The sequence below is a fragment of the Psychroserpens sp. genome (assembly GCF_047633235.1).
Lineage (GTDB): Bacteria > Bacteroidota > Bacteroidia > Flavobacteriales > Flavobacteriaceae > Psychroserpens.
The window spans coordinates 36,350-62,047 of sequence record NZ_JBLIET010000010.1 but is presented as its reverse complement, the minus strand read 5'-3'; the positions used below and the strand labels follow the sequence as shown (position 1 = coordinate 62,047).

24 protein-coding genes are annotated in these 25,698 nt (G+C 34.0%); 9 read left to right on the top strand and 15 right to left on the bottom strand.

Features of this window, described 5'->3' with window-relative positions; genetic code table 11:
- Positions 1-79: 79 nt before the first annotated feature.
- The 6 genes from ACJAZK_RS05130 to ACJAZK_RS05105 all read right to left on the bottom strand — a co-directional run bounded on the left by ACJAZK_RS05130 (position 80) and on the right by ACJAZK_RS05105 (position 4,420).
- A complete protein-coding gene (locus tag ACJAZK_RS05130; RefSeq protein WP_415222935.1) occupies positions 80-586 on the bottom strand; it encodes a DUF2480 family protein in 507 nt (168 codons plus the stop codon).
- A complete protein-coding gene (locus ACJAZK_RS05125; protein ID WP_147231411.1) occupies positions 587-913 on the bottom strand; it encodes a DUF59 domain-containing protein in 327 nt (108 codons plus the stop codon). It lies immediately after the preceding gene.
- 6 nt (positions 914-919) lie between these two features.
- Positions 920-1,342 (bottom strand): SufE family protein, encoded by a 423-nt coding sequence (locus ACJAZK_RS05120; protein WP_415222934.1) that lies wholly within the window; start codon positions 1,340-1,342, stop codon positions 920-922.
- A gap of 57 nt (positions 1,343-1,399) precedes the next feature.
- The gene (locus ACJAZK_RS05115; RefSeq protein ID WP_415222933.1) at positions 1,400-1,888 is read right to left on the bottom strand and encodes a hypothetical protein; all 489 of its coding nucleotides are present in this window, start codon (positions 1,886-1,888) and stop codon (positions 1,400-1,402) included.
- A 126-nt stretch (positions 1,889-2,014) separates the two neighbouring features.
- The gene (locus ACJAZK_RS05110; RefSeq protein WP_415222932.1) at positions 2,015-3,085 is read right to left on the bottom strand and encodes a zinc metalloprotease; all 1,071 of its coding nucleotides are present in this window, start codon (positions 3,083-3,085) and stop codon (positions 2,015-2,017) included.
- A gap of 120 nt (positions 3,086-3,205) precedes the next feature.
- A complete protein-coding gene (locus ACJAZK_RS05105) occupies positions 3,206-4,420 on the bottom strand; it encodes an aminotransferase class V-fold PLP-dependent enzyme (RefSeq protein WP_415222931.1) in 1,215 nt (404 codons plus the stop codon).
- Between the two features lie 108 nt (positions 4,421-4,528).
- Here ACJAZK_RS05105 and ACJAZK_RS05100 point away from each other — a divergent pair, with 108 nt between their 5' ends.
- The 3 genes from ACJAZK_RS05100 (at position 4,529) to ACJAZK_RS05090 (ending at position 7,128) form a co-directional block, all read left to right on the top strand.
- Positions 4,529-4,867: a PadR family transcriptional regulator gene (locus ACJAZK_RS05100; RefSeq protein WP_415222930.1), complete on the top strand. Its 339-nt coding sequence runs from the start codon at positions 4,529-4,531 to the stop codon at positions 4,865-4,867.
- On the top strand, positions 4,864-5,292 hold the full coding sequence (locus tag ACJAZK_RS05095) for a hypothetical protein (RefSeq protein ID WP_415222929.1): 429 nt from the start codon (positions 4,864-4,866) through the stop codon (positions 5,290-5,292). The genes ACJAZK_RS05100 and ACJAZK_RS05095 overlap by 4 nt, the downstream gene beginning before the upstream one ends.
- A gap of 177 nt (positions 5,293-5,469) precedes the next feature.
- The gene (locus ACJAZK_RS05090) at positions 5,470-7,128 is read left to right on the top strand and encodes a serine hydrolase domain-containing protein (RefSeq protein ID WP_415222928.1); all 1,659 of its coding nucleotides are present in this window, start codon (positions 5,470-5,472) and stop codon (positions 7,126-7,128) included.
- Here the strand turns inward: ACJAZK_RS05090 and sufD are convergent.
- The 5 genes from sufD to ACJAZK_RS05065 form a co-directional block, all read right to left on the bottom strand.
- Positions 7,106-8,419: a Fe-S cluster assembly protein SufD gene (gene sufD, locus ACJAZK_RS05085; RefSeq protein ID WP_415222927.1), complete on the bottom strand. Its 1,314-nt coding sequence runs from the start codon at positions 8,417-8,419 to the stop codon at positions 7,106-7,108. The genes ACJAZK_RS05090 and sufD overlap by 23 nt on opposite strands.
- Positions 8,420-8,509: 90 nt before the next feature.
- A complete protein-coding gene (gene sufC, locus ACJAZK_RS05080; RefSeq protein WP_415222926.1) occupies positions 8,510-9,262 on the bottom strand; it encodes a Fe-S cluster assembly ATPase SufC in 753 nt (250 codons plus the stop codon).
- A gap of 1 nt (position 9,263) precedes the next feature.
- On the bottom strand, positions 9,264-9,695 hold the full coding sequence (locus tag ACJAZK_RS05075) for a hypothetical protein (protein ID WP_415222925.1): 432 nt from the start codon (positions 9,693-9,695) through the stop codon (positions 9,264-9,266).
- A gap of 84 nt (positions 9,696-9,779) precedes the next feature.
- Positions 9,780-11,228 carry a Fe-S cluster assembly protein SufB gene (sufB, locus tag ACJAZK_RS05070; protein ID WP_415222924.1) on the bottom strand — a complete coding sequence of 483 codons (1,449 nt, stop codon included), beginning with the start codon at positions 11,226-11,228 and terminating at the stop codon, positions 9,780-9,782.
- Between the two features lie 21 nt (positions 11,229-11,249).
- Positions 11,250-11,579, bottom strand: a complete 330-nt coding sequence (locus ACJAZK_RS05065; RefSeq protein WP_028871910.1) for a HesB/IscA family protein — start codon at positions 11,577-11,579, stop codon at positions 11,250-11,252.
- A gap of 560 nt (positions 11,580-12,139) precedes the next feature.
- On the opposite strand from ACJAZK_RS05065, the gene thiL reads away from it, so the two are divergent.
- Positions 12,140-13,192 carry a thiamine-phosphate kinase gene (gene thiL, locus ACJAZK_RS05060; protein ID WP_415222923.1) on the top strand — a complete coding sequence of 351 codons (1,053 nt, stop codon included), beginning with the start codon at positions 12,140-12,142 and terminating at the stop codon, positions 13,190-13,192.
- A 336-nt stretch (positions 13,193-13,528) separates the two neighbouring features.
- Here the strand turns inward: thiL and ACJAZK_RS05055 are convergent, their stop codons facing one another.
- The 3 genes from ACJAZK_RS05055 to ACJAZK_RS05045 form a co-directional block, all read right to left on the bottom strand.
- Positions 13,529-13,798, bottom strand: a complete 270-nt coding sequence (locus tag ACJAZK_RS05055; RefSeq protein ID WP_415222922.1) for a hypothetical protein — start codon at positions 13,796-13,798, stop codon at positions 13,529-13,531.
- Between the two features lie 76 nt (positions 13,799-13,874).
- Positions 13,875-14,141, bottom strand: a complete 267-nt coding sequence (locus ACJAZK_RS05050) for a hypothetical protein (protein WP_415222921.1) — start codon at positions 14,139-14,141, stop codon at positions 13,875-13,877.
- A gap of 52 nt (positions 14,142-14,193) precedes the next feature.
- Positions 14,194-14,979: an alpha/beta fold hydrolase gene (locus ACJAZK_RS05045; protein ID WP_415222920.1), complete on the bottom strand. Its 786-nt coding sequence runs from the start codon at positions 14,977-14,979 to the stop codon at positions 14,194-14,196.
- Between the two features lie 80 nt (positions 14,980-15,059).
- Between ACJAZK_RS05045 and ACJAZK_RS05040 the strand changes: the two genes are divergently transcribed.
- Together ACJAZK_RS05040 and brnQ are read left to right on the top strand one after the other, a co-directional pair.
- Positions 15,060-16,610 carry a serine hydrolase gene (locus ACJAZK_RS05040; RefSeq protein WP_415222919.1) on the top strand — a complete coding sequence of 517 codons (1,551 nt, stop codon included), beginning with the start codon at positions 15,060-15,062 and terminating at the stop codon, positions 16,608-16,610.
- Positions 16,611-17,918, top strand: a complete 1,308-nt coding sequence (gene brnQ / locus ACJAZK_RS05035) for a branched-chain amino acid transport system II carrier protein (protein WP_415222918.1) — start codon at positions 16,611-16,613, stop codon at positions 17,916-17,918.
- A 58-nt stretch (positions 17,919-17,976) separates the two neighbouring features.
- Here brnQ and ACJAZK_RS05030 read toward each other — a convergent pair whose 3' ends face one another.
- The gene (locus ACJAZK_RS05030; RefSeq protein WP_415222917.1) at positions 17,977-19,269 is read right to left on the bottom strand and encodes an aminopeptidase P family protein; all 1,293 of its coding nucleotides are present in this window, start codon (positions 19,267-19,269) and stop codon (positions 17,977-17,979) included.
- A gap of 114 nt (positions 19,270-19,383) precedes the next feature.
- On the opposite strand from ACJAZK_RS05030, the gene ACJAZK_RS05025 reads away from it, so the two are divergent.
- From ACJAZK_RS05025 to ACJAZK_RS05015, 3 genes are all read left to right on the top strand, one after another.
- Positions 19,384-21,189: a T9SS type A sorting domain-containing protein gene (locus ACJAZK_RS05025; protein ID WP_415222916.1), complete on the top strand. Its 1,806-nt coding sequence runs from the start codon at positions 19,384-19,386 to the stop codon at positions 21,187-21,189.
- 124 nt (positions 21,190-21,313) lie between these two features.
- On the top strand, positions 21,314-24,154 hold the full coding sequence (locus tag ACJAZK_RS05020; RefSeq protein ID WP_415222915.1) for a VPS10 domain-containing protein: 2,841 nt from the start codon (positions 21,314-21,316) through the stop codon (positions 24,152-24,154).
- A 239-nt stretch (positions 24,155-24,393) separates the two neighbouring features.
- Positions 24,394-25,629: a hypothetical protein gene (locus ACJAZK_RS05015; protein ID WP_415222914.1), complete on the top strand. Its 1,236-nt coding sequence runs from the start codon at positions 24,394-24,396 to the stop codon at positions 25,627-25,629.
- Positions 25,630-25,698: the final 69 nt, after the last annotated feature.

Genomic DNA, 25,698 nt, shown 5'->3' with positions numbered 1-25,698 from the left:
ATTAGAAAATTCACTTTAAACTAAGCAGGTCATTCTTTTATTGGACACTACTTTAAAATAAAGTCACAAGTATAGTTGTTTATTTTCTTTTGAATAATGGGACCGAAGAACACGCCTCACCATACATAATGGATTTAGCTACTGGTTTTAATTTGCTAGTTAACATAATATAAGCATTTGAAGGTACTGGCTTATGAGCACATCCTTTTATAATAAGGGGTTTATCGTGATAAGGTTCTACATCTAAACCATTAATAATATCCTGATAAATTGACGTTTCAAGAGACGCTAAATCTCCTACATTAACTTTTCTAGCATACGGTTGTAATTCTATAGTCAATAGCATATAAGCCCAAGCGGGAATTATAGCATCTGTAGAACAAGTTAAAGCTACAAATTGATTTTCATGTTTTGACCAGTTATAATCAGTAACCAATTGCCTGAAGTCTTTTTCTCTTAAAACAAAACCTTCATACAACCAATCTTTGATATCAAAAATAATACGCTCACCTTCTGGATAGTAATCTTCAAGATCCACTACCATTAATTTACTTAAGGCAACTCTATTTATAATTTCCTCACCCATTTACAACATTCCTAATTCTAATTTAGCCTCTTCACTCATTAAATCCTGAGTCCAAGGCGGATCAAAAGTAATCTCAACCTCTGCTGTTTTAACATCGTTTAAAGACTTTACTTTTTCTTCAACTTCTAAGGGTAACGTTTCTGCCACAGGGCAATTTGGAGTCGTTAACGTCATTAATATTTTAACCTCATAATCTTCATTTACAAAGACATCATAAATAAGACCTAGCTCATAAATGTCTACTGGTATTTCTGGATCAAAGATTGTTTTTAAAACGCGCACTATTTTTTCACCTAATAGGTTCGTATCGATTTTTGTATCGCTCATTTTAAATTAATTTAATTGTGTTTGGTATGCAAGAGCATACATTTTAATTTGTTTTATCATACTTACCAATCCGTTCGCTCGTGTTGGTGATAAATGTTCTTTTAATCCAATCGCATCGATGAACTCGGTATTACCCTCTATAATATCTTTTGGATGCTGATTAGAAAATACTCTGATCAATATAGCTATAATACCCTTGGTAATAATGGCATCACTATCTGCGGTGAATTCAACTTTATCATTATTCATATTGGCATGTACCCAAACTTTACTTTGACAACCTGTGATTATGTTGTCATCCGTTTTATATTCTGAGCTAATGAGAGGTAAGGTTTTGCCAAGATCAATCATGTACTGATAGCGCTCTTGCCAATCATCAAACATTGAAAATTCTTCGATTATTTCGTTTTGTATTTCTGTAATTGTCATTTTTATATTTTTGTCTATTTGACCTTTATCTTCCAAAAACACAAAGATACAATATCTCTATTGTTTCTCGAACATAGTTTTAATTGATAACATCTTTTCTACTAGTAATGCAATTGATTTTGGAGCATTCCCATGATCAAATGCGACTGTTCTGTATGAATCCTCGCCATTCGTAATTTCAAGGGTTGCGATAGCTGCTCCATCAAATTGATGTCTTGTTGATGGTGCCACTAAATCTGGCAGCGTTTTTTCGTCGAGCGTACCTATAAGTTTCATAAGATCTTCCTTTTCTTCTATTGGTATTTGGTGGATTGAAATGGCTTTTAAGGTATTATCTGAGGTATACTTTATAGAGTCTCCTTCAATCCATATTTGGAGATAAAAACCTCTAGTTGCAGCGCGATAGCTAATCTTCATACGGTCTTGCATTTTTAGTTCGGCTAATTCTGTTGTCATTACTTCGGAAATGTTCTCACTCGCTAATTGTTTTTTATCACACTCTTTAGCTGAGATAAACATAAAAATAACACATACTATTAATTTCATGGTATTACGTTTTAAGGTTTATACTAGTAATAGTACAAAAAAGAAGCCAGACTATTTATCGGTCAACTTAAATAAAAAAAGGATGCCTTTTAAGCATCCATTTTGAAATATTTTAAATAATGAGAACTAGTTAGCCATTGCAGCTCTTGGCGCTCCTGACTGAAAAATACTTCTCATACGAACTTTTTGTCCTTCAGAAAACATGTACATGCAATCGTCATTCGTGTAATCCATATAATTCATAGTCATGTCATTAGACTTACAGTTTGAAGTTGGGTAAGATGGGCAACCATAGTTAGGACCATCTGAACTTGGAGTATCTGCAACGAAATCATCTTGACGACATCTTCCGTCTCCCCAAATATGACGAAGGTTTAAGTAATGTCCTACTTCATGAGTTCCTGTTCTACCTTCATCAAAAGGAGCAGAGACGAAACCTGTATTTCCAAAATACTGAGGAGAAATTACAACACCATCTGTTTCAGCTGATCCTCCTGGAAATTGAGCATATCCTAAAATACCACCACCTATGTTACAAACCCAAATATTAAGGTGAGTTTCTGGTGTTACTGGAGGATAAGCAGTTTTCATCGCATCGTTAGTTCCCCAAGATGTTCTTGAATTTGAATATCTAAACGTGTTAGCTAAAGTAAATTGCACTTCACTATCTGCCACTACACCAGCAAATTCTGTTGGCACTTGACTGGCATCGCTATTTGTAGCTCTAAAATCTTGATTTAATACTGAAATTTGAGAGTTCACTTGAGTAGTACTAATATTTTCCTGTGAATTACTGTAAACCACGTGAACATATACTGGGATACTAATAACACCTAAATCATCTGGAGTTACTTCACCTCCTCCACCATCAGTGCCTCCTCCGCCGCTGTTGCCATTTCCATTTCCATTTCCATTTCCAGGACCTTTAGCATTTGCAGCATGCACTCTTGACTGATACTCGATGTTATACATTTTGTTATATAACTTAGGATCTTCTACTAATAATCTATTTAAATTTGTCATTGTATGACAAGTTGATACGCCATTTCTAGCGGATTCACCATTACCAAGATCGGTATGAACATAGAAATCACTCATATCAACATGATTTTGATCTTCTGTAATGTCATTTTTGTCCGATTCACATGATGTGAAAATTAGTGCTAACGCAGCTAAACTTAAAAGAGTTTTTTTCATTTTTTATCAGTATTTCGTTAAAATTATTCATCAATATATAAAAATTTGTAGTTTTTTAAGAATTTATTAACGTTTATTCGACAAAATACTAACGGCTAAAAAACAGAAAAGCTAAAATAACTATTGTAACATCATTTTTGCTGTTTTTACACCTTCAACCAAACTGTCAATTTCTGCTTTAGTATTATAAAACGCAAATGAAGCTCTAACCGTACCAGGGATTTTATAAAAGTCCATAATAGGTTGCGCGCAATGATGACCTGTTCTTACTGCAATACCCATTTTATCCAAAATTGTCCCTATATCATAAGGGTGTATGCCTTGAATATTAAAAGAAATTACAGAGGTTTTTTCTTTTGCCGTACCGTATATTTTTAAACCTTCAATGTCTAAAAGTTGCTGAGTAGCATAATCTAAAAGTTCATGCTCATAACTAGCTATAGCCTCAAAACCAATCCCATTCAAATAATCTACTGCAGCTCCAAAAGCGATACCACCACAAATATTTGGAGTACCTGCCTCAAATTTATGAGGTAAGCCAGCATAGGTGGTTTTCTCAAAAGTAACTTGATCTATCATCTCGCCTCCACCTTGATATGGCGGTAATTTTTTAAGCCATTCTTCTTTTCCATAGAGTAAACCAACACCAGTTGGCCCACACATTTTATGCGCTCCTGCAACATAAAAATCGACATCTAAATCTTGAACATCAGGCTTAATATGCGGACAGGACTGTGCGCCATCAACAAGAACAGCAGCACCAACCTCATGTGCCATTTCAATTATTTCCTTTATTGGATTTATTGTCCCTAAGGCGTTAGAAATATGATTTACGAATACTAATTTTGTTTTCCCTGAAAGTAGAACCTCATAGTCACTCATAATCAATTCCCCTTGCTCATTCATTGGGATCACTTTAAGAGTCGCACCTGTGCGCTCACACAACATTTGCCAAGGCACAATATTACTATGATGTTCTAGAGCCGAAACCAAAACCTCATCTCCTTTTTCTAACAGAGAAGAAAAGCTACTAGCTACTAAATTTATACCATGAGTTGTACCAGAAGTTAGTATGATTTCATAATTGTGCTTTGCATTAAAGTGTTTCTGGATTTTTAATCGTGCGCCTTCATATAAATCGGTTGCTTCTTGACTTAAAGTATGCACTCCTCTATGAATATTTGCATTGTAATTCGAATAATAATCAACAATAACATCAATAACCTGTTGCGGTGTTTGTGAGGTTGCGGCATTATCAAAATATATTAAGGGTTTCCCGTTTACCTTTCGATTTAGAATTGGAAAATCTTCTCTTATTTTATCAATATTTATCATAGTTGTAAAGTTACGAGATGTTTAATTAAAATGATATTCTAAAAACAAAACTTATACATTTTTTAATAATTTATTAATATGCATTTAAATAAAATGTATATTTGTAAAATGTATAGTAAAGAACTCACAAAAGGAACATTACAACCCATAATTTTAAAACTGATTGACAGTAGGGATAAAATGTATGGTTACGAAATAACACAAGAAGTAAAAAAATTAACCTTTGGAAAAATTGATATATCTGAAGGCGCTTTATATCCTATTCTTCACAAACTAGAAGCTAAAGGTATTTTAGAGACAGAAAAAGTATTTATAGGAAAACGCGTTAGGAAGTATTATAAAGTCACAAAGGATGGCAAATTGATGGTGACAGAAGTCACAAAAGAAATAAATGACTTTATGGACACCTTACATCTTATTTTTAATTCTGAAACTTTAAAATCATGATACTAACTGATCAACATATTAAATTTATTGAAAATAACTTAAAGCTTTATGGTGTAAAATCTAAAGACTTAAGAGAGGACTTACTCGATCATATTTGTACTTATTTAGAAACAATTGATTCTCAAGATTTTGAGGGTTTATATCAGGAGGCACTTCAAAAATTTGGAGGTTATGCTAGTTTTCAAAATCTGCAATTAGAGACAAATTTACAGAAATTCGCACTGCATGCTATACGATTAAAGCGTGTACTTCATTTGGTATCAACAATTGCTGTTCTGTTAATTATGACAGGATTACTTTTTAAAATGATGCATTGGCCTTATGCCACAATACTTTTGTTTTCAGGATGTATAGTTTTCATTTTAGTTGTGATTCCAACATATTTCTATGATCGCTACAAATCATCAATCCACAAATTTTCATAATTCATTTACTATGACAAAATCATTTTATGTTCTTGGCTTTATCACTTTTTTCATCTTAGGTATTGGAGCCATGTTTGAATTTCTAACATGGCCCTACAGAGGAATTATCGTTTTTATAGGCTTCTTATTTCTAAATTTGGGATTAATCCCTAGTTACTTTTATCAAAAATATAAGCAATGCCCAAATTGAAATATCTATGCCTAGCTATATTCGTCTTTTATACTTTAACTACGAATTCTCAAAACCAGTTATCACATAAAATTGATAGCATTTTAAATATATACGATACAAATAACAAGCCGGGGTTAGCGATTAGCATTATCCAAAATAAAGATATTTTATATTCTAAAGGCTTTGGACTTGCAAATTTAGATTATACAATACAAAACACAGACTCTACCATTTTTAGCTTGGCGTCCATAAGCAAACAATTTACATCTGCGGCGATATGGTCTTTAATCAAAGAAGGTAAATTAAATTTAGAAGATAATATTCATCAGTTTTTTCCTGACTTTCCAAACTATGCTAATGACATAAAAATCAAACATCTATTAAACCACACCAGTGGATTCCGTAATTATCACACCTTAATGTATTTGTCAGGCTTTAATTATGATAGAGATTATTACGACAACCAAACAGTTCTAAACCTAATTAAACGACAAAAAAATCTGGATAATATCCTTGGAGAAAAAGTTGTTTACTCGAATACAAATTATAATCTTTTAGCCTTAATTATTGAAAAGTTATCTAATCAGAATTTAGATGATTATTTAAAAGACAAAATACTCTTGCCCTTAGGAATGAAGCGTACTTTTGTAAGAGTATCTCACGGAAAAATAATTAAAAATAAAGCTGTTGGCTATCAAAAGAAAAATAATCAATTTACATACAACACTACAAGCCAATTAAGTTATGGTGCGGGGAGTATGGGAAGTCATCTCAAGGATATGATCAAATGGATGAACATGCTAAATGGACAAACGCCTCAATTTAAATCACTTGCCGCTTTCCTAAAAACTCAAGATACCCTAATCAATGGAGAAACTGCTAATTATGCAAGAGGCATAATGATAGATGACTATAAAGGTTATGAGGTAGCCAGTCATAGCGGCTTTAGTTATGGAGGTCAATCACAGTTAATAACTGTTCCTGAAGAAAAAATTGGTGTGATTATCATGACCAATTTACAATCAATAAACCCAGTTCCACTCTCCTATCAAATTTTAGATATGTTGCTCGTTTCAAAAGAAAATAAATCAAAAAAAAGACCTAAGCCAATTGTCTTTCAGCCTCAAGACCTCACTCAATTTATTGGTGATTACATAGAATTAAATAGTGATATGTCTATGCGTATTGCGAAAGCAAATGACACTTTAAAAGTAAAGGGCTCGATGGGAAAAACACCTATACCATTACTGCAAAGTGATAAAAATCTATTTGTTAGGCTTAATGCACAACATATAAAGTATGATTTTACAAAAACAGATAAACATGATCTGATCGTGTCCTTTGGAGGAACACCCTTTTATTTTAAACGTACCCACCTAATTACAAAACCGGCTTCTGATTTAAACGAGTACGTGGGTAACTATTTTTCCGAAGAATTAAAAACTACCTATACTTTTTCATTAGAAAATAAAGCACTAAAATTATCTTATAATAACAACTTAGATATAACCCTTCACCCTGTTGAAATTAACAAATTTGGGAACCACGACAGAACATTATATCATTTTACAACCAACAAGAGTGGCAAAATAATAGGCCTGTTGTTGTCTTGTGACGGACAAGTAAAAAACATTGAATTTCTTAAAGATCAAACCCAAGATTAACACCTAATTTGTTAGCAATAATCTTAGTAATACGTTGCTTGATTTCAGGTATTTTAACTGTACTTAAAACGTTATTACTAAACGCAAACATTAATAAGGCTTTAGCTTCTTTTTCTGGAATTCCTCGAGAACGCATGTAAAACATAGCACTTTCGTCTAATTGACCAATCGTACAACCGTGAGAACATTTTACGTCATCTGCAAAAATCTCTAGTTGAGGCTTGCTATTAATTGACGCCTTATCACTCAATAATATGTTATTATTAGATTGAAACGCATTTGTCTTTTGAGCTTCTTTATTTACAACGACTTTCCCATTGAAGACACCTGTAGACTGATCTCCAAAAATACCTTTATAATCTTGGTGGCTTTCACAGTTAGGTTCTATATGATGAACCAACGTATTATGATCTACGTGTTGCTTATCTCCAATAATAGTAACACCATTTAATGTGGAGTCTATACGCTCTCCATTCTGGTAGAATTTAAGATTGTTACGTGTAAGCTTACCACCAAAAGAAAACGTGTGAACTAAAGCGTGGCTCTCACTTTTTTGATTGATAAAGGTATTATCAATCAACGACGCACTTTGTTTATCATTTTGGATTTTATAATAGTCAACAATCGCTCTTTTATTAGCAAATATCTCTGTAACACTATTGGTCAAAACTGGATTTTCTGTCAAACTTTGGTGACGTTCTATAATTTGAACATGAGAGTTTTCGTCAACAACAATTAAATTACGTGGTTGTAACATTAACGCTGATTCATTTCCAGTAGAAAAATGTATGATCTGAATTGGCTTTTCTACCAATTTATTCTTCGGGATATGAATATAAGCACCCTCTTTAGAAAAGGCTGTGTTTAATGAAGATAAACCGTCTTTTGTAGCAGCTTTATTAAAATAGTTTTCAATAATTAGTTGATACTTTGGTTTTGATAGAGCAGACGACATCAAGCATATATCTATTCCGTCATGAGTCGTTTGTGACAAATGAGAAGAGTATTTACCATCTATAAAGATGATTTTATAACTATCGATATCGTGTATAAAGTATTTTTTTACATCATTATATTCTATGGCGTTCTCTTGTTTAGGAAACACAATATAATCATGCTTCAAAATGCTATTTAGTGACGTATATTTCCAATCTTCTTCGCGCTTAGAAGGAAAGCCTTTATCTTCAAAAATCTTTATGGCTTCGTCACGAACATCATGGACAGAAGAATTAACATCTACTGTGTCTTCAAATGCCATATATGACGATACTAATTTATCTTTTAATTCCATTATTTCAGTCTTGAGCTTTCAGTCTTAAGTCTTCAATAGTAACTCGTTTATTAAAACTACTTACTGAATACTTGCTTACTGCCAACTAGTTTATGCTTCAACTTCTTCTTTAATCCAATCGTAACCTTTTTCTTCTAGCTCATGAGCTAACTCTTTAGTTCCGGTCTTTACAATACGTCCATTATATAAAACATGTACAAAATCTGGAACGATATGGTCTAATAACCTTTGATAGTGTGTAATAACGATTACCGCATTATCTTTACTTTTCAATTTATTAACCCCATTAGCCACAATACGTAAAGCATCAATATCTAAACCAGAATCTGTTTCATCAAGAATTGCTAGTTTTGGTTCAAGCATTGCCATTTGAAAAATCTCATTCCGCTTTTTCTCACCTCCAGAAAATCCTTCGTTTAAAGATCTTGATAAAAACTTTCTATCAATTTCTAAAAGCTCAGATTTTTCACGAATCATTTTCAGCATATCTTTTGCTGGCATGTCTCCTAGTCCTTTTGCTTTTCTATTTGCGTTAATCGCTGTTTTTATGAAATTAGTGACACTAACTCCAGGAATCTCGATTGGGTATTGAAAAGATAAAAACACCCCTTTGTGAGCACGTTCTTCGGCAGATAATTCTTCAATGTCTTGACCGTCTAAAAGAATTTGCCCTTTTTCAACATCGTATTCATCTTTACCCGCAATTACCGAAGCCAATGTGCTTTTACCGGAACCATTTGGTCCCATAATAGCATGTATTTCTCCTGCTTTTACTTCTAAATTGATTCCTTTTAAAATACCTTTACCTTCTACACTTGCGTGCAAATTTTTTATTTCTAACATACTATTTGTTTCCAATTTTTATAACATCGTTTGCCTCAGGATTAGGAGGCGAAACTTTCAAAATTTCTTTAATCTCAATTTTATCTTCCCAACCTTCTTCGTTTGGATTTTTTTTAAACATGCGACCTCTAATAGTCACAGGAACCATATCTGTATCTTCTTTTTTAAAAGCTTTTACTTGGCCTTGCAATTCGTGCATTTTCTCGTTGAGAATTACACCGTACATTTTTGTTGACGTTTTTAAAACGGCTGCCTCTTCGTAATAAATAAAATCCCCTTGAATTGCAACTAACCCATCGCTTTGCTTTATTGTTTTACCATCCTCAGCCACGATTGTTTGATTGTCAGTAGTCGCCTCAGCATCTGACTTCTTCTCACCTTTACAGCTTAACGTTACTGCAAAGACTATAAGTATTAAAAATGCTTTTTTCATAGTCATCTTCCATTAAAATGGAAGTCTTATTAATTAAACTTCAACCTAAGTTTTAAAGAGTCCCATTGTCAAGGGAATAGGTGTCTAGCCTACAGATCCCTCTAAACTTATTTCTAATAATTTCTGAGCTTCAACAGCAAATTCCATTGGTAAGTTATTAAGCACCTCTTTACTAAATCCATTAACGATTAAAGCAATCGCTTTTTCAGTATCTATACCTCTTTGGTTACAATAGAAAATTTGATCTTCACCAATTTTACTAGTCGTAGCTTCATGCTCTATTTGAGCAGATTTATTTTTTACTTCTATATAAGGAAACGTATGAGCGCCACACTCATTACCCATTAATAAACTATCACATTGAGAGAAATTACGAGCATTTTCTGCCCTTGAGCTTATTTGCACTAATCCTCTATATGAGTTTTGCGATTTCCCAGCGGAAATCCCTTTAGAAATAATCGTAGATTTTGTATTTTTCCCTAAGTGAATCATCTTTGTACCCGTATCGGCTTGTTGATAATTATTAGTCACCGCAATAGAGTAAAACTCTCCTACAGAATTATCCCCTTTTAATATACAAGATGGATATTTCCAAGTTACCGCACTTCCCGTTTCTACTTGCGTCCATGAAATTTTTGCGTTTGTCTCACAGATACCTCTTTTAGTTACAAAGTTATAAACACCACCTTTACCTTCAGCATTTCCTGGATACCAGTTCTGTACTGTAGAGTATTTAATTTCGGCATCGTCTAAGGCAATCAATTCTACAACTGCTGCGTGCAACTGGTTCTCGTCACGACTAGGTGCTGTACAACCTTCTAGGTATGACACATAACTACCTTCATCTGCAATTAGCAGTGTTCTTTCAAACTGACCAGTTCCTGCTTGATTGATTCTAAAATACGTAGAGAGTTCCATTGGGCAACGAACGCCTTTTGGTATGTAACAAAAACTTCCATCACTAAAAACGGCGCTATTTAAAGCGGCATAGAAATTATCTTTCTGAGGGACAACAGTTCCTAAATATTTTCTCACTAATTCAGGATGCTCCTTGATAGCATCAGAAATACTCATAAAAATGATTCCTTTCTCTCCTAAAGTCTTTTTAAATGTTGTTGCCACAGAAACTGAATCTACAACAATATCCATTGCTACATTATTCATTTTCTTTTGCTCATCAACCGAAATACCCAATTTTTTATACATTGCTAGTAAATCTGGATCTACATCATCCAATGTTTTATTTGGGTCCATTTTTGTTGGCGCAGAATAGTAGGCAATCGCTTGAAAATCTGGCTTTTTATAATGGACATTAGCCCATTCTGGCTCTGTCATTTCTTTCCAAATTCTAAAAGCTTCTAATCGCCATTCTGTCATCCATTCTGGCTCTTCCTTCTTTTTTGAGATTGCTATTACGACATCTTCATTTAAACCTATTGGGAATGTTTCAGATTCTATATCTGTATAAAAACCATATTCATATTCTTTGGTTTTTAATTCTTCTCTTAAATCATCCTCTGTATATTTAATCATGCTTAGAGTTTATTATTAAAATTAAAGTGAAAATGATTCTCCACAACCACAAGTTCTATTGGCATTGGGATTGTTAAATACAAATCCAGCACCATTTAAACCTCCCGAATATTCTAAAGTAGTCCCTATTAAATATAGAAAACTCTTCTTGTCGACGATTATTTTTACATCATTATCTTCAAAGACTTTATCATCTTCCTTTTGCTCATTATCAAACTTTAAATCGTACGATAAGCCAGAGCATCCTCCACTTTTTACACCAACGCGTACATAGTCTGAGATAGCGTTAAAACCTTCGTCCGTCATTAGTTCAATGACTTTCTTTTTAGCTGTTTCTGATACTTTTATCATTTGTTATATAGATATTGTCTAAATAGAATACAAACATACGACATAAGTCTATTTTTACCATACGTCCTAACATAATATTAGTAAATGACTGCATAAGAAATTCTAATGCATAAGAATCAATCTGGCATCGGTTAAAAGGGATAAAATAATATTGATTTTCTACACGGAAATGTGCCTTCGAGAATACTGACTTTGTAAAATAAAAAGTTCCTGTAAAGCGGTTCTAATTTCTTTATTTTTAAAAGGATACATATTTAAATTATCAAGATCGCAGTCGTCTTGTTTAGACTGGCAAGTGACACAAGCTAATACATGTGCTTTTTTTGTTTTTCTTGAGGTGTACCTTAGGTTATGTCCAAAAACGGAACATAACAACCGATTAGTAGTAGTTCTTTGCATAGTAGGTTAATAAGATTTGGGAACACTAAAGTAATTCTTTTTTTTAAAATACCGATTAAATACATTTTTTTTCGTTGAAATACATGTTTTAAAATTTCAATAGGACTTAAAAATACCTTAAATCTATATCTTACTCCAAAAAAGCTGCCTATTTTTGCAACATGATAGAAGATAAAAATCAACAACGTACGGCATTAGAAAAACTTGGAGAATTTGGACTAATAGATCATCTGACCAAAAACTTTGAAATCAACCAAAAATCTACAATTAAAAGTATTGGAGATGATGCTGCAGTTTTAGATTTTAAAACTAAACAACTAGTGGTCACTACAGACTTGTTAGTAGAACATGTGCATTTTGATTTAAGTTATGTACCCCTTAAACATTTAGGCTACAAGGCTGTGATGGTGAATTTAAGTGATGTATATGCCATGAATGCTAGCGCTACTCAGATTACAGTCTCTATTGCTGTATCTAATAGATTTCCTCTAGAAGCTTTAGAAGAGCTATATGCTGGAATTGAAACTGCAGCAAAAATTTATGACATAGACGTTGTTGGTGGGGATACAACCTCATCAACTACTGGTCTCATTATTTCTATTACTGCCATTGGTGAGATTGATGCAAAAGACGTGATATATCGAAGTGGTGCAAAACCAAATGATTTGGTTGTTGTTTCTGGAGATATTGGTGCGGCCTATATGGGCTTACAAGTTTTGGAGCGCGAGAAAGAAGTATTTAAAGTAAACCCAAAAAATCAACCAGATTTAGACCACTACGCGTATATTATTGAGCGACAATTAAAACCTGAAGCAAGAAGAGATATTATAGATCTTCTTAAAAAATTAGAGGTTAAACCAACGTCAATGATTGATATTAGCGACGGTCTTTCGTCTGAAATCATGCACATCTGCAAACAAAGCGAGGTTGGTGTAGAAATTTATGAAAATAAAATCCCTTTAGATCCACAAGTTATTTCGGCATGTGAAGAATTTAATATTGACAGTACTACAATCGCCTTAAATGGTGGTGAGGATTATGAGTTATTAATGACGATTTCTCAGGAAGACTTTCCAAAAATAAAAGGCAACCCTAACCTAACTGTAATAGGTTATATAACAGAGAAAGCTCGTGGTATGAATTTAATCACTCGAGGAGAACAATCAGTTCCAATTATAGCTAAAGGATGGAACTCTTTAGAAAATCAAGAATAAGATTTTTTAAATTTTAAGCGCTTTTTATAAAGATGCCTTAGGGTTCTGTTAATTTCCTTACGCCTGATAGTTAGAGGGATTGTCTTTCCTGTATCACTCGTGGTAAATTCTTTATGACAACGAATACAGTTATATTCTTTGACAATCTGAGTTACGTTTTCCTTAACGACTAGTTCGTGATTAAAAAACTTACAAAATAAATGTTTCAAAATTTAAGAGTTTTAGGTATTTTTAATAATACTCAAGACGACTAAAAATTAAAAATTTATCGCGTTAAACTATTACTAAGTATGTACTGTTGCTAATATTACAATAGATAATTATACAAATGAGATGCTATGAAAAATGAGGCGTGAAATTTAAAATCACATCTTCATGTGTTTTTGAGTTTACGTTTTGTTTTATTCTAGCGACTCTTCTATTGTGAATTCTGGATAAGACAGAATTAATTTCTTTATATTTTGGAGTTAGAATTGTTAAATGACCATTTCCACTTGTTGTAACTTGAGTATTACAATGAGAGCATTTGTATTCTTTTACGTGATAGGTAACATTTTTTGAGACTTCATATTGATGTCCAAAAAATGAGCAGTAGAGACTTTTCATCTTACGTTGATATTAGATATTAATTTTAGAGGATTCCTAAATATAGGAAAACTAAATACTAACGTAAAGTTTTACCTTAATAAATCGATGAACTGAATGCTTCTTGCTTTAAACGTGACATCCTTCGTGTATAAATGTCTGCTAAAGTGGTATTAATCTCTTCATATTTTGGCGTAAGCTCTGTGAGCTTACCATTACTATTTGTAGTTAGCTGACGCTTACAACATTTGCAGGTATATTCTTTAACATGAGAGGTTACTTTTTTAGTCATCTCGTAGTTATGACCAAAAATATCGCAATAAATTCTTAATGGGCTCGTAGTCTTTGTAATAGCTTTTTTCATGGCAGTTTAGTTTGAGAACGATGAATTTATAAAAAAAAGCAACTTAAAACGTTTATAAGTACTTAAATTCGATAAAACGCTTAATTAAGTAAGATAATTCTGATTTATTTTCAATATAACTCATATGACCATATGATAATTCTTTATATTGAATATCTGTGTCTTCAATTTCACTTATAATGAGTTCTCCGTCAATAACAGGATCTTTTTTTCCAATAATGATAAGTTTATGAGCGTCTAAATTCTTAAAAAACTCAAACTTATCTTTTCTTAAAAGCATCCCTTCTTGACCTGCGATATAGCCTTGTGGCACCGTTTTTAAAGCCATCTCTATGGCCTTGTCAATCTCTTTTCTATGAGTTACTCTACTTTCCGAAGAAAACAAATTTGCTACAGACATCCTTACCATACTTTCAAAATTAGTCTGAATCATTATATTCGCTCTCTTACGCAATGCCTTGCGCTCTTCCTCATCTGCATGATAAGTAGAGTTCATAAGACATACACCTAAAATAGCCTTTGGGTTTTTCTCCGCAATAGCTAAAGCCACATATCCACCCATGGAGTGTCCAATTAAAGTATATGTTTTAAGTTTTAAATGATCCAATACCGCTAGTACAGCAGCTGCCATGTCTGTCATCGCATGACTATAGCCCAAACATTCTGTTTGACCATGTCCTAACAAATCAATACAAATAACTCTTTTGTTTTTAACAAATAGAGTCTTGATATCCTTCCACATTGACGAGTTAGCCAAAAAACCATGCAATAAAATGATAGCGTCACCTTGACCTTCATCCTCATAATAAACAGGAACCCCTTTATACTGTAAAGCCATAGTGACAAAGATAAGATTTGAATAGAATTTGAGTCTAAGTATTTAGTATATTTGACCACAACTATTACTTAGTAAACCTTATGCTTTTAAAAAAATGTCTTGCCATTATTGTGCTCTTTTCGTGCTTTAACACTTATGCTCAAATTGAAGAACAACAGTTAGATGACCTTATAAAAAAAACATTGACCACGTTTGATGTTCCTGGGATCTCTGTTGGTATTTTAAAAAACGGAGAAATAATCTATGCCAAAGGCCATGGTGTACGCTCACTTACAAATAAAAAAGACATGAATGAAAACACCTTAGTTGGTGTGGCTTCAAATAGTAAAGGGTTTACCTGCTTTGCACTGGCGATGATGGTCGACGAAGGCAAACTTAATTGGGATGATAAAGTCCGTAAACACATCCCAGAATTCCAATTATATGAGGCTTGGGTAACTGAAGCGTTTACAGTAAGAGATTTAGTGACACATCGCAGCGGAATGGCCCTAGGCGCCGGAGATTTAATGTTTTTTCCTGAAGGAAACGACTTTGACGTCAATGATGTGATTTCAAATGTAAAATATTTAGAGCCTGAGAGTTCTTTTCGTAGTGAATTTGCCTATAATAACAACATGTTTATCATCGCTGGTGAAGTCCTAAAACGCGTTAGCGGTTTATCTTGGGAAGAATTTATCGAGTCTAAAATAATGAAACCTGTTGGCATGTCCAATAGTAAGGCGTCTTATAATCGTGTAATAGATCGATCTAATATTATTGATGCACACACCAGAACAGATAGTGAAGTTGTTCAAATTCCTCATGACTGGAGTGCAACTGCAAACCCAGCTGGAGGAATTATAAGTAACGTTCCAGATATGTTAACTTGGGCAAAATTTTTAATGAATGACGGAGTCACTTCCGAAGAAAAAAGACTCCTAAGCACTGAGCAGTTACATGAACTTTGGCAATTGCAAACGCCTTTAAGCGTGGACAAAAATAACTCTTATGATTCTAATTTTAAAGGTTATGGTTTAGGTTGGTTTTTGACAGATGTAAAAGGTGGTCACAAGCAGGTTTATCATACTGGTGGATTACTTGGTACTGTAACGCAGTTTACGATGATTCCAGATTTAAATCTAGCCATCGTGGTACTTACTAATCAAATGGTAGGCGCAGCTTTTAATACGATTACAAACACCGTAAAAGACAGCTATTTGGGCTACGACGATAGAGATTGGCTCAAAAATTATGGTGATAGAAACACCAATTACATCACGTATAATGATAGTATTAAAAAAGCAGTGTACGCTAAAGTAGCTCTAGCAGCTAAGGACAAAAATTCACCAAAACCCTTTCAAATTACTGGCACTTATAGAGATGATTGGTTTGGCACTATTACCATCTCTCACAACGAAAAAAGCTACACTATAACCTGTGAGCGTTCCCCTAATTTGCAAGGCGAGTTATTGCCTTTTAATGCCACAACTTTTGTCGCTAAATGGAATAATAGAAGTTATGATGCAGATGTTTTTGTACATTTTACGTTTGACGAAACAGGAAACGCAACTGGCGCAACCATGAGTTATATTGCGCCAATTACAGATTTCAGTTTTGATTTTCATGATCTCAATCTTAAAAAGACTAACTAATTGAATTCTAGAAAAGAACTTCTCATTACCAGTTTTGGATTATTCTCTCTATTTTTTGGAGCAGGAAATCTATTATTACCACCACTTTTAGGCTACAATGCTGGAGAAAATTGGTTTTGGGTTGCTATAGGTTTTATGGTCACTGCTGTAGTAATCCCCATTATTGGTATTCTAGCTCATGCACGATTGCAGGGTACTTTATATGACTTCGGAAAAAAGGTGTCTCCTCAATTTAGTCTTATCTATTGCACTCTTATTTACGTGATTGCCGTTGCAATTCCATCACCTAGAACTGCAGCAGCAACTCATGAAGTTGCTATATTCCCCATATTTGGTTCAGATCCACTATGGACGAGCACTATTTATTTTACTTTAGTATTGGTATTTGTACTTAATCGTTCAAAAATATTAGGATTCATCGGTAAATTTCTAACACCTTTAATTGTGATTATGTTGCTCTTGGTGATCGGCATCGGACTTTTCTCTTCGGAAATGTTAACCTCTGCATCCCAATTTGATACACCTATCGCTAAAGGGATTTTAGAGGGCTACCAAACCTTTGACGCCATTGGCGCTGTCGTTGTTGGCGCAGTCATCATTATATCTATTAACTTTAGAAATAAAGGCAGTTTTGAAGAGAAAAAAACACTCATTGCAAAGTCAGGTTGGATTGCAGGTTTTGGACTATTTATCATTTATGCTGGACTCATTTCGGTTGGTGCGTACTACGGATCAGAAATAAATATCAATGAAGAATTATCTAGCGATATGCAACGCGCAAATTTACTTAGGAAAATTAGTATCGCCTCTCTAGGTGGCTTTGGAAATACCGTTTTAAGCATTTTAATTTCTCTAGCTTGTTTTACTACCGCAGTAGGAATCATTGCTGGTACAGCAGATTATTTTAAAGGCTTACTTGGGAATTCACAATTGGTTTACATCGTTACAGCAATTATTGCTAGTGTATTTGGAGTCATTGTTGGACAGTTAGATTTCAATTCTATCATCATTGTTGCAGTACCAGTGCTTCTATTTATTTATCCAATCACGATCGTTTTAATTTTACTCAATGTGCTTCCCCAACGATTTTCAACACCTCTGGTATTTAGAGCAGTTGTTATTGTTACCTTTATCTTTAGTATTCCAGATGTAGTTGGTTTTATTTCTCCTTCGGAAGGATTGAAACGTATCACAGAATATATTCCTTTAGCCCAGTTTAGCTTGGGATGGGTCTTTCCTGCTTTAGGGGCTTGTTTGTGTATTGGATTATTAAATCCAAAGACGAATAACCAACTTTACGAAGATTAGTAACGACAAAAAGCCTAAATCAAATATTTAGGCTTTCAAATTTTTATCAAAAACTAATTTAAGAATTCATAATATCTTCAATCTCATCAGCTTCAATTGGGATATTGCGCATCAAATTAAAAGGTTCTCCTTCGTCTTGAATTACTAAATCATCTTCTAAACGAATCCCAAAACCTTCCGCAGGAATATAAATCCCAGGCTCTACGGTAAATACATTGTTGGCTTGCATTGGTTCTGTTAGCATACCGTAATCATGTGTATCTAACCCTATATGATGTGAAGTTCCATGCATAAAGTATTTTTTGTAAGCTGGCCAATCTTTATCTTCGTTTTGCACATCAGCTTTATCTAATAGCCCAAGTCCTAATAATTCTGAAGTCATTAAATGTCCAACCTCAATATGATACTCCGCCCAAAGTGTTCCTGGTGTGAGCATTTTTGTTGCGTCGTTCTTAACACGATTAACGGCATTATACACGTCTTTTTGACGTTTAGTAAAACGACCTGAAACGGGTATCGTTCTTGTCATATCACTAGCAAAATTAGCATATTCGGCACCTGCATCAATAAGTATAAGTTCACCAGCCTTGCACTGTTGATTATTTTCTATATAATGAAGCACATTTGCGTTTTTACCCGATGCAATAATTGGTGTGTAAGAAAACCCTTTAGAGCGGTTATTTAAAAACTCATGCATAAATTCTGCCTCGATATTGTATTCCCAAACATCTGGTTTCACGAAATTCAATACGCGACGAAAGCCTTTTTCTGTAATATCACATGCTTTTTGCATCAAATCAATTTCAACCTGAGCTTTTACAGAGCGTAAACGTTGTAAAATAGGGTTGCTTTTTGCGACACTATGCGCAGGGTATTTATCTTTTAGCCATTTGGTAAAACGGTCTTCGCGAGTTTCGGTTTCTACAGAGGCTCTATAATGTTCATTTGTATTTATATAAACGGTATCGCATTGTGTCATAAGCTCAAACATGATTTTCTCCATGTCTTTGAGCCAATACACGGTCTTAATACCGCTAGTGTCTAATGCGGCTTCTTTGGTCAGTTTTTCACCTTCCCAAACTGCAATATGCTCATTCGTTTCTTTTAAGAATAGAACCTCTCTGTGATTTTCTTTTGGACAATCGGGAAACAAAACCAAGACACTTTCTTCTTGATCAACACCACTTAAATAAAAAATATCGCGATGCTGTGCAAAAGGCATGGTACTGTCTGCACTTATTGGATAAATGTCATTAGAATTAAAAACCGCTAGACTATCGGGTTTCATTTTAGAGATAAAGTTATGACGATTGTTGATAAAGAGACTACTATCTATTTTGTGATATTTCATGGGTGTAATTTTATAATGTAAAGGTAATTAGATTAAGCAATTTTATCGAATTATCGGTAAATTGTTATATTTGAGAGGAAAGACACCATTTTAAAAATAATTCAATTCTATACCATGAATAAAACTACATGCTCTACACTGTTATTAGCGCTATTCTTATCTATAGCCTTGACAGTCAAATCATTTGCTCAAGAACTTATGGTGGAAGTTCCATTAAGGACCCAAGTACAATCATCTTCACAAATTATTGAAGGTAAGGTCCTTTCAAAATCATCATTTTGGGATAACAATCAGCACAATATTTATACAGTAAATACCATTGAGGTTTACAAGGTATTTAAAGGCCAGATACTTACCGAAACTATAGAAGTAGTTACTCCTGGAGGAGCAGTAGACAATGACTCTGAAGTTGTCACTCCTAGCTTATCAGTTAAAGTAGGAGACATTGGTGTATTTATGCTTCATAGCAATAACGTTGCAATTAGCAATGGGACCTCTCAAACTAAATTTAGACCTTTTGCCTCTTCCCAAGGGTTTTATAAATATGATTTATCTACAAATACTGTTTATAATCCTTTTATGAGTAAACAAGGGATTACCACAACCTTCTATAATGACATTAGATCATTAACAAATAATATATCTGTAATAGAAATGTCGAGCTTTGATGCTCAAGATAATTATAATAATAACATTATCAATCGCAATGTTGCTGGATCAGCACAAATCACAAATTTTTCTCCGACGACCTTAAATGGTGGTGTAAGGGATTTGTTAACCATAAATGGCGTGGGTTTTGGAAACACACAAGGAACGGTTAATTTTAGAGACGCTAATTTTGGAGGTAGTCAATACTTTACAGCCTTAGACTCGCAAGTGATAAGCTGGAATGATACTCAAATAGTGATTGAAGTTCCTTCTAGGGCAGGTACTGGAGATTTACAAGTTGTCACATCAACTTCAATTACACTTACATCTAGCGGTACACTTACTGTTTTTTACGCTCAGATTAACCCAGGAAATACTGCCAGTGATTTCCAATCACAACATTTTAATCTTAACGGAAATGGAGGATATACTTGGCAAATGCATACAGAATTTAATGCTAATACAGCTGCTAATGCGTCATTTCTAAGAGCGTTTGATTCTTGGGTTTGCACTACAGGAATCAATTGGGAAATTGGAGCGGTAACAGCTGTAGATATTATTGCCGATGATGATCTTAATGTCATTCGTTTTGATAATGGTGCTGAATTACCCAATGGTGTTTTAGGTCGAACAACAACTCGATTTACTGCTTGTAGCAACCCTTCTTCTCCAGGAGGACTAGATGTTTTAGTGAACGAATTAGACATGGTGTTTAACGACGCATTTGTAGGTGACTTTTCAGCATTATCTTGGGAGTTTGGTCCTGGAACAGCTACTGGACTTGAAATTGATTTTGAAAGTGTAGCTGTTCATGAGTTAGGTCATGCACATCTATTGGCACATATTATCAATCCAGGTGAGGTTATGCATTTTGCAATTGCCAATTCTCAAAATAGTCGAGATCTTGGTGCTAGCGATTTAGCTGGAGCAGCTGATGTTATGGATAGAAATATGAATAGTACCGCTTGTGGCACGGGAGCAATGATCGCCTCAGAATGTTCGTCACTTGGAGTAGATGATGTTTCTCTATTAGAGAACATTGCCATGTATCCAAATCCTGCAAAAAATAGCTTGAATATTTCTATAGCGCCATCATTAACATTAGAGCAAATATCTATTTATGATGCACAAGGAAGACAAGTAATTACTAAAATGCTACAAGATTCTAATAGACTAAATACTTTTGATGTAAGTCCTCTTAATACAGGATTATACTTTGTTATGATGACTGTGAATTCACAAACTATCAGCAAAAAATTAGTTGTAGAATAATCGCTTTATATAAACATTATTAAAAAAGGTATTCAATTATGTGTTGGATACCTTTTTCTTTTCTTCAGAGGAATCATAACTCATATTTAGTATCTTTAGTCCCATAATTCTAACCCTATTAACCATGCAAAAAAATTTACTATTTAGTTTTCTGATTTTATGTTCACTATCGCTAAATTCTCAACAACAGTATTCTAAAGCAGCAGAAATTGAAGAAGCGCTCCAACAAAAACAAGAGTTATCAAAACAATCAGTTGTAAAAAATGTGGCGTTTAAAAACATAGGGCCAACAGTAATGAGTGGTCGTGTTGTTGATTTAGCAGTTAACCCAGAAAACCCAACAGAATTCTATGTTGGCTATGCCTCTGGTGGTGTCTGGCACACTATTAATAATGGGACAACGTTTACACCTATTCTTGATGCGTCTCAAACCCAAAATGTTGGAGATCTCGCTGTAGATTGGAAAAACAAAACTATTTGGGTCGGTACAGGAGAAAATAACGCATCACGCTCTAGCTACGCAGGAATTGGGATTTTAAAATCCACAGATAACGGTAAGAATTGGAAAAACATGGGACTCAAAGATTCTCATCATATTGGTCGCATTCTCATCAATCCTAATAACCCTGATGAAGTTGTTATTGGTGTGACTGGTCATTTGTACTCTGCAAACCAAGAACGAGGTATCTATAAAACAACCGATGGCGGAATAACCTGGTCGCAAAAATTATTTGTTGACGATATGAGCGGAATTATAGATGTCCAAACCAACCCAAACGACTACAATATAATGTTTGCATCGTCTTGGACCAAAAGCCGAAAAGCATGGAATTTTGACGGGAGTGGGAATAACTCTGCCATCTATAAGAGCACAGATGCAGGGACTACTTGGACTAAAGTTTCTACTGAAAAAAGTGGTTTTCCAACGGGTCAAGGTGTTGGTAGAATTGGATTAGCAGTATATGATAACAACATTGTTTATGCAGTTCATGATAGTCAGTTTCGCAGACCTTCAGAAGAAAAAGAGGAAAGCTCAAACGTGTTGTCAAAAGATGATTTCAAAACGATGACAACTGATACTTTTCTAAAGTTAGAAGACAAAAAATTAAATGAATACTTGAAAATGAATGGGTTTCAAGAAAAATACAAAGCAGAAAACGTAAAACAAATGGTTAGAAGTGGCAACGTTGAGCCAATTGATCTCTCCAAATATCTTGAAGACGCTAATTTTATGTTATTTGATTCGCCTGTTATTGGAACCGAAGTTTATAAAAGCACAGATGGTGGTCTCTCTTGGAAAAAAACGCATGACGATTATTTAGATGATATTTATTACAGTTACGGTTATTATTTTGGACATATTTATGTCGCTCCTAACAATGCAGACAATATTTATATTTATGGTGTACCAATAGTTAAATCTAAAGATGGTGGTAAAACATACACGTCGATTAGTGCAGAAAATGTGCATGCAGATCATCACGCACTTTGGATCAATCCTAAAAACCCTAATCACCTCATCAATGGTAATGATGGTGGTGTAAATATCACCTATGATGATGGTGACAATTGGATTAAAAACAACTCCCCTTCGGTTGGACAATTTTATGCTATTAATGTAGACAATGAAAAACCTTATAATGTTTATGGAGGTTTACAAGATAATGGTGTCTGGAAAGGTGCTTTTGGTGCTCCCGAAGATAAAAGCTGGCATCAAACTGGGCAATATCCTTGGAAAAGCATTATGGGTGGAGACGGTATGCAAATTCAAATTGATAGTAGAGACCATAACGTCGTTTATACGGGTTACCAATTTGGAAACTATTACAGACTTAATCTAAAAACTGAAGAGCAAACTTATATCCAACCAAAGCATAAATTAGGAGAAACACCGTATCGCTTTAATTGGCAAACACCTATTTTACTCTCTCCTCACAATCAAGATATTTTATATCTAGGTGGAAATAAATTGATGCGTTCCATGAATCAAGGAACAGATTTTACAGCTATTTCTGGTGATCTCACTAATGGAGGTAGAAAAGGAAATGTGGCTTATGGTACGTTAACTTCAATTAGTGAATCTCCTTTTCAATTCGGGTTAATTTATACGGGCAGTGATGATGGACTAATATACATTACAAATGATGCTGGTGGCAATTGGAGAAACATCTCAAAAACACTACCAGAAGATCTCTGGGTAAGTCGCGTTATAGCTTCAAAGCACAAAAAAGAAAGGGTTTATGCAACACTTAACGGTTACCGTTTTGATGATTTTAAGGTCTACGCTTATATGAGTGATGACTATGGGGAAACTTGGACAAACATTAGCTCTAATATTCCTTCATCGCCAGTTAATGTGATACGAGAAGATTCTGAAAATGAAAACATTTTATATTTAGGAACCGATAATGGAGCCTATATCTCCTTCAATAATGGAAACAATTGGGAAGCATTTAGCAACGGACTTCCAAATGTTGCAGTCCATGATATTGTGATTCAACCAGAAGCAAAGCACTTATTAATTGGAACACATGGCCGAAGCATATACCAAACAGACATTACCCCATTGCAACAAATGAATGCTGAAATGCAGTCTAAAAACACAACCCTATTTAAGAGTAGTGACACCAGGTTTTCTTCTCGTTGGGGAAGTGCGTGGAGTAAGTGGTTTGATGCTTACGAACCAGAAATAGACGTCACTTTTTATTCTAATGTTTCCGAAGAAAAAACAATGAAAATTTATTCTGAAAAAGGAGCACTATTGAACGACTTAACAGTTAAAGCAGACGAAGGCTATAATTACACAACATACGATTTGACTATTACTGAAAAAGGCCGAAAGTCATTGCTCAAAGAAAACTCTAGTATTGATATTAATAAGGCTAAAAATGACAAGTATTACGTACCAAAAGGCAAGTATACGATTCAAGTTGGCGATGAAAAAACAACATTCGAAGTAAAATAAATGTATACTTTTTAACCCTAAAGACCTTTTAAGTTTTAAATAATCTAAGAGGTCTTTTTTTATTTCATTTTTTTCTTAAAGAAATACTCTTTACAAGATTTCACACTTCTTTTACATTTAATTGACATTTCGTATTACCGCTTTCACCTACCATTGCATTAAAGTCTTGTTAAAAGGACTAAAACACTTTGTTTTGCGTTAGATAACTAGATATTTGTCACTATAAACTATCATAAGTTATGTTAAAGTCCGCCCTACTGCTTCTAGCATTATTTTCCGCTTCTTTTGTATTTTCTCAAGGGGATGTAAATAATAAACTCAAAATTTTTCTCGATTGCAACGTCTGTGATAATACATACATGAGACAAAATCTTGGGAATGTTCAATTTGTAAGAGATCAAGGAATTAGTGATGTTCACTTGTTTTTTATCACTCAACGCAATGGTAGTGGAGGCCGTTTGTACGATATTGAGTTTATTGGCAAAAATGAGTTTGAAAACATCAATTACAAGCTTTCTTTTTCTACAGACTCTAATATGACGAGAGATGACGAAAGACAACGAACTCTGGAATACATTAAACTTGGACTTGTCAGGTTTTGGATTTCTAAAGGCACTTTAACAAATATTTCTGTATCTGTTCCAATCCCAGAAAATGAAACTGACGAAAAAGATGAAGTAGATCCTTGGAATTATTGGGTGTTTCAAGTTGGCGCAAATGGTTTTTTAAATGGGCAAGAAACTAATAGCTCAAGCAATTTAAATATTAATGTTTCAGCACGACGGGTTACTGAAAAAAATAAATTTTCGTTTAGAGCACGTTTTGGTGAAAACAGATCAACTTTCACTTTTGATGGTGACGATATTGTTGCAATAAACAACAGCAAATCTATAAATATTAGCGATGTTATAAGTATAAATGATCATTGGTCCTATGGTTTCTTCGGAAACATAGGAACATCCACATTTAGTAATTATGATTTATTTTGGAGATTAAGACCCGCTATAGAATATAATTTTTTTGAATATCAAAAATCGGCTAAGAAGCAATTAATTATATCTTATCGCAATGGAATGGTATTTAACAATTATATCCAGCGCTCTGTATTTGGAGAGGATAAAGAACTCCTGTTTCAACACTCCGTTCAATTGGGAGGAAGTATCCGTCAAGAATGGGGGAATCTTAATGGTGAAGCATCATTCAATCAGTATTTACACGATACTAAATTAAATAATTTAGGCTTTTTTGTAGGGGCTAATATTCGGGTTTTTAAAGGCTTTAATTTTAATGTCAGCGGAAATTACAGAATAACTAGAGACCAAATAAACCTTCCAGCAGGCGACGTATCCTTAGAAGAACTGCTGCTTCAACAGCAACAATTACAATCAGGATATAACTATTTTGTGAGTGTCGGTTTTAGTTATCAATTTGGTTCCATTTACAATTCTATTGTAAACCCGAGATTCAACTTTTAATTATACCCATTCTAAATAAATAAAATAGAAAGTAAAATTTGCTGTACAAGCCTATGAGCCCTATCTTTG

What these genes read in the sequence shown, in the direction of transcription:
- ACJAZK_RS05045 (WP_415222920.1), bottom strand. Translation starts at nt 14,979, where the DNA reads ATGGCTTTACAGTATAAAGGGGTTCCTGTTTATTATGAGGATGAAGGT.
- sufC (WP_415222926.1), bottom strand. Translation starts at nt 9,262, where the DNA reads ATGTTAGAAATAAAAAATTTGCACGCAAGTGTAGAAGGTAAAGGTATT.
- sufD (WP_415222927.1), bottom strand. Translation starts at nt 8,419, where the DNA reads ATGGAATTAAAAGATAAATTAGTATCGTCATATATGGCATTTGAAGAC.
- ACJAZK_RS05015 (WP_415222914.1), top strand. Translation starts at nt 24,394, where the DNA reads ATGTTAAAGTCCGCCCTACTGCTTCTAGCATTATTTTCCGCTTCTTTT.
- ACJAZK_RS05125 (WP_147231411.1), bottom strand. Translation starts at nt 913, where the DNA reads ATGAGCGATACAAAAATCGATACGAACCTATTAGGTGAAAAAATAGTG.
- ACJAZK_RS05130 (WP_415222935.1), bottom strand. Translation starts at nt 586, where the DNA reads ATGGGTGAGGAAATTATAAATAGAGTTGCCTTAAGTAAATTAATGGTA.
- ACJAZK_RS05095 (WP_415222929.1), top strand. Translation starts at nt 4,864, where the DNA reads ATGATACTAACTGATCAACATATTAAATTTATTGAAAATAACTTAAAG.
- thiL (WP_415222923.1), top strand. Translation starts at nt 12,140, where the DNA reads ATGATAGAAGATAAAAATCAACAACGTACGGCATTAGAAAAACTTGGA.
- ACJAZK_RS05105 (WP_415222931.1), bottom strand. Translation starts at nt 4,420, where the DNA reads ATGATAAATATTGATAAAATAAGAGAAGATTTTCCAATTCTAAATCGA.
- ACJAZK_RS05030 (WP_415222917.1), bottom strand. Translation starts at nt 19,269, where the DNA reads ATGAAATATCACAAAATAGATAGTAGTCTCTTTATCAACAATCGTCAT.
- ACJAZK_RS05090 (WP_415222928.1), top strand. Translation starts at nt 5,470, where the DNA reads ATGCCCAAATTGAAATATCTATGCCTAGCTATATTCGTCTTTTATACT.
- ACJAZK_RS05020 (WP_415222915.1), top strand. Translation starts at nt 21,314, where the DNA reads ATGCAAAAAAATTTACTATTTAGTTTTCTGATTTTATGTTCACTATCG.
- ACJAZK_RS05040 (WP_415222919.1), top strand. Translation starts at nt 15,060, where the DNA reads ATGCTTTTAAAAAAATGTCTTGCCATTATTGTGCTCTTTTCGTGCTTT.
- ACJAZK_RS05100 (WP_415222930.1), top strand. Translation starts at nt 4,529, where the DNA reads ATGTATAGTAAAGAACTCACAAAAGGAACATTACAACCCATAATTTTA.
- ACJAZK_RS05055 (WP_415222922.1), bottom strand. Translation starts at nt 13,798, where the DNA reads ATGAAAAGTCTCTACTGCTCATTTTTTGGACATCAATATGAAGTCTCA.
- ACJAZK_RS05065 (WP_028871910.1), bottom strand. Translation starts at nt 11,579, where the DNA reads ATGATAAAAGTATCAGAAACAGCTAAAAAGAAAGTCATTGAACTAATG.
- ACJAZK_RS05025 (WP_415222916.1), top strand. Translation starts at nt 19,384, where the DNA reads ATGAATAAAACTACATGCTCTACACTGTTATTAGCGCTATTCTTATCT.
- ACJAZK_RS05075 (WP_415222925.1), bottom strand. Translation starts at nt 9,695, where the DNA reads ATGAAAAAAGCATTTTTAATACTTATAGTCTTTGCAGTAACGTTAAGC.
- ACJAZK_RS05050 (WP_415222921.1), bottom strand. Translation starts at nt 14,141, where the DNA reads ATGAAAAAAGCTATTACAAAGACTACGAGCCCATTAAGAATTTATTGC.
- sufB (WP_415222924.1), bottom strand. Translation starts at nt 11,228, where the DNA reads ATGATTAAATATACAGAGGATGATTTAAGAGAAGAATTAAAAACCAAA.
- ACJAZK_RS05110 (WP_415222932.1), bottom strand. Translation starts at nt 3,085, where the DNA reads ATGAAAAAAACTCTTTTAAGTTTAGCTGCGTTAGCACTAATTTTCACA.
- ACJAZK_RS05115 (WP_415222933.1), bottom strand. Translation starts at nt 1,888, where the DNA reads ATGAAATTAATAGTATGTGTTATTTTTATGTTTATCTCAGCTAAAGAG.
- ACJAZK_RS05120 (WP_415222934.1), bottom strand. Translation starts at nt 1,342, where the DNA reads ATGACAATTACAGAAATACAAAACGAAATAATCGAAGAATTTTCAATG.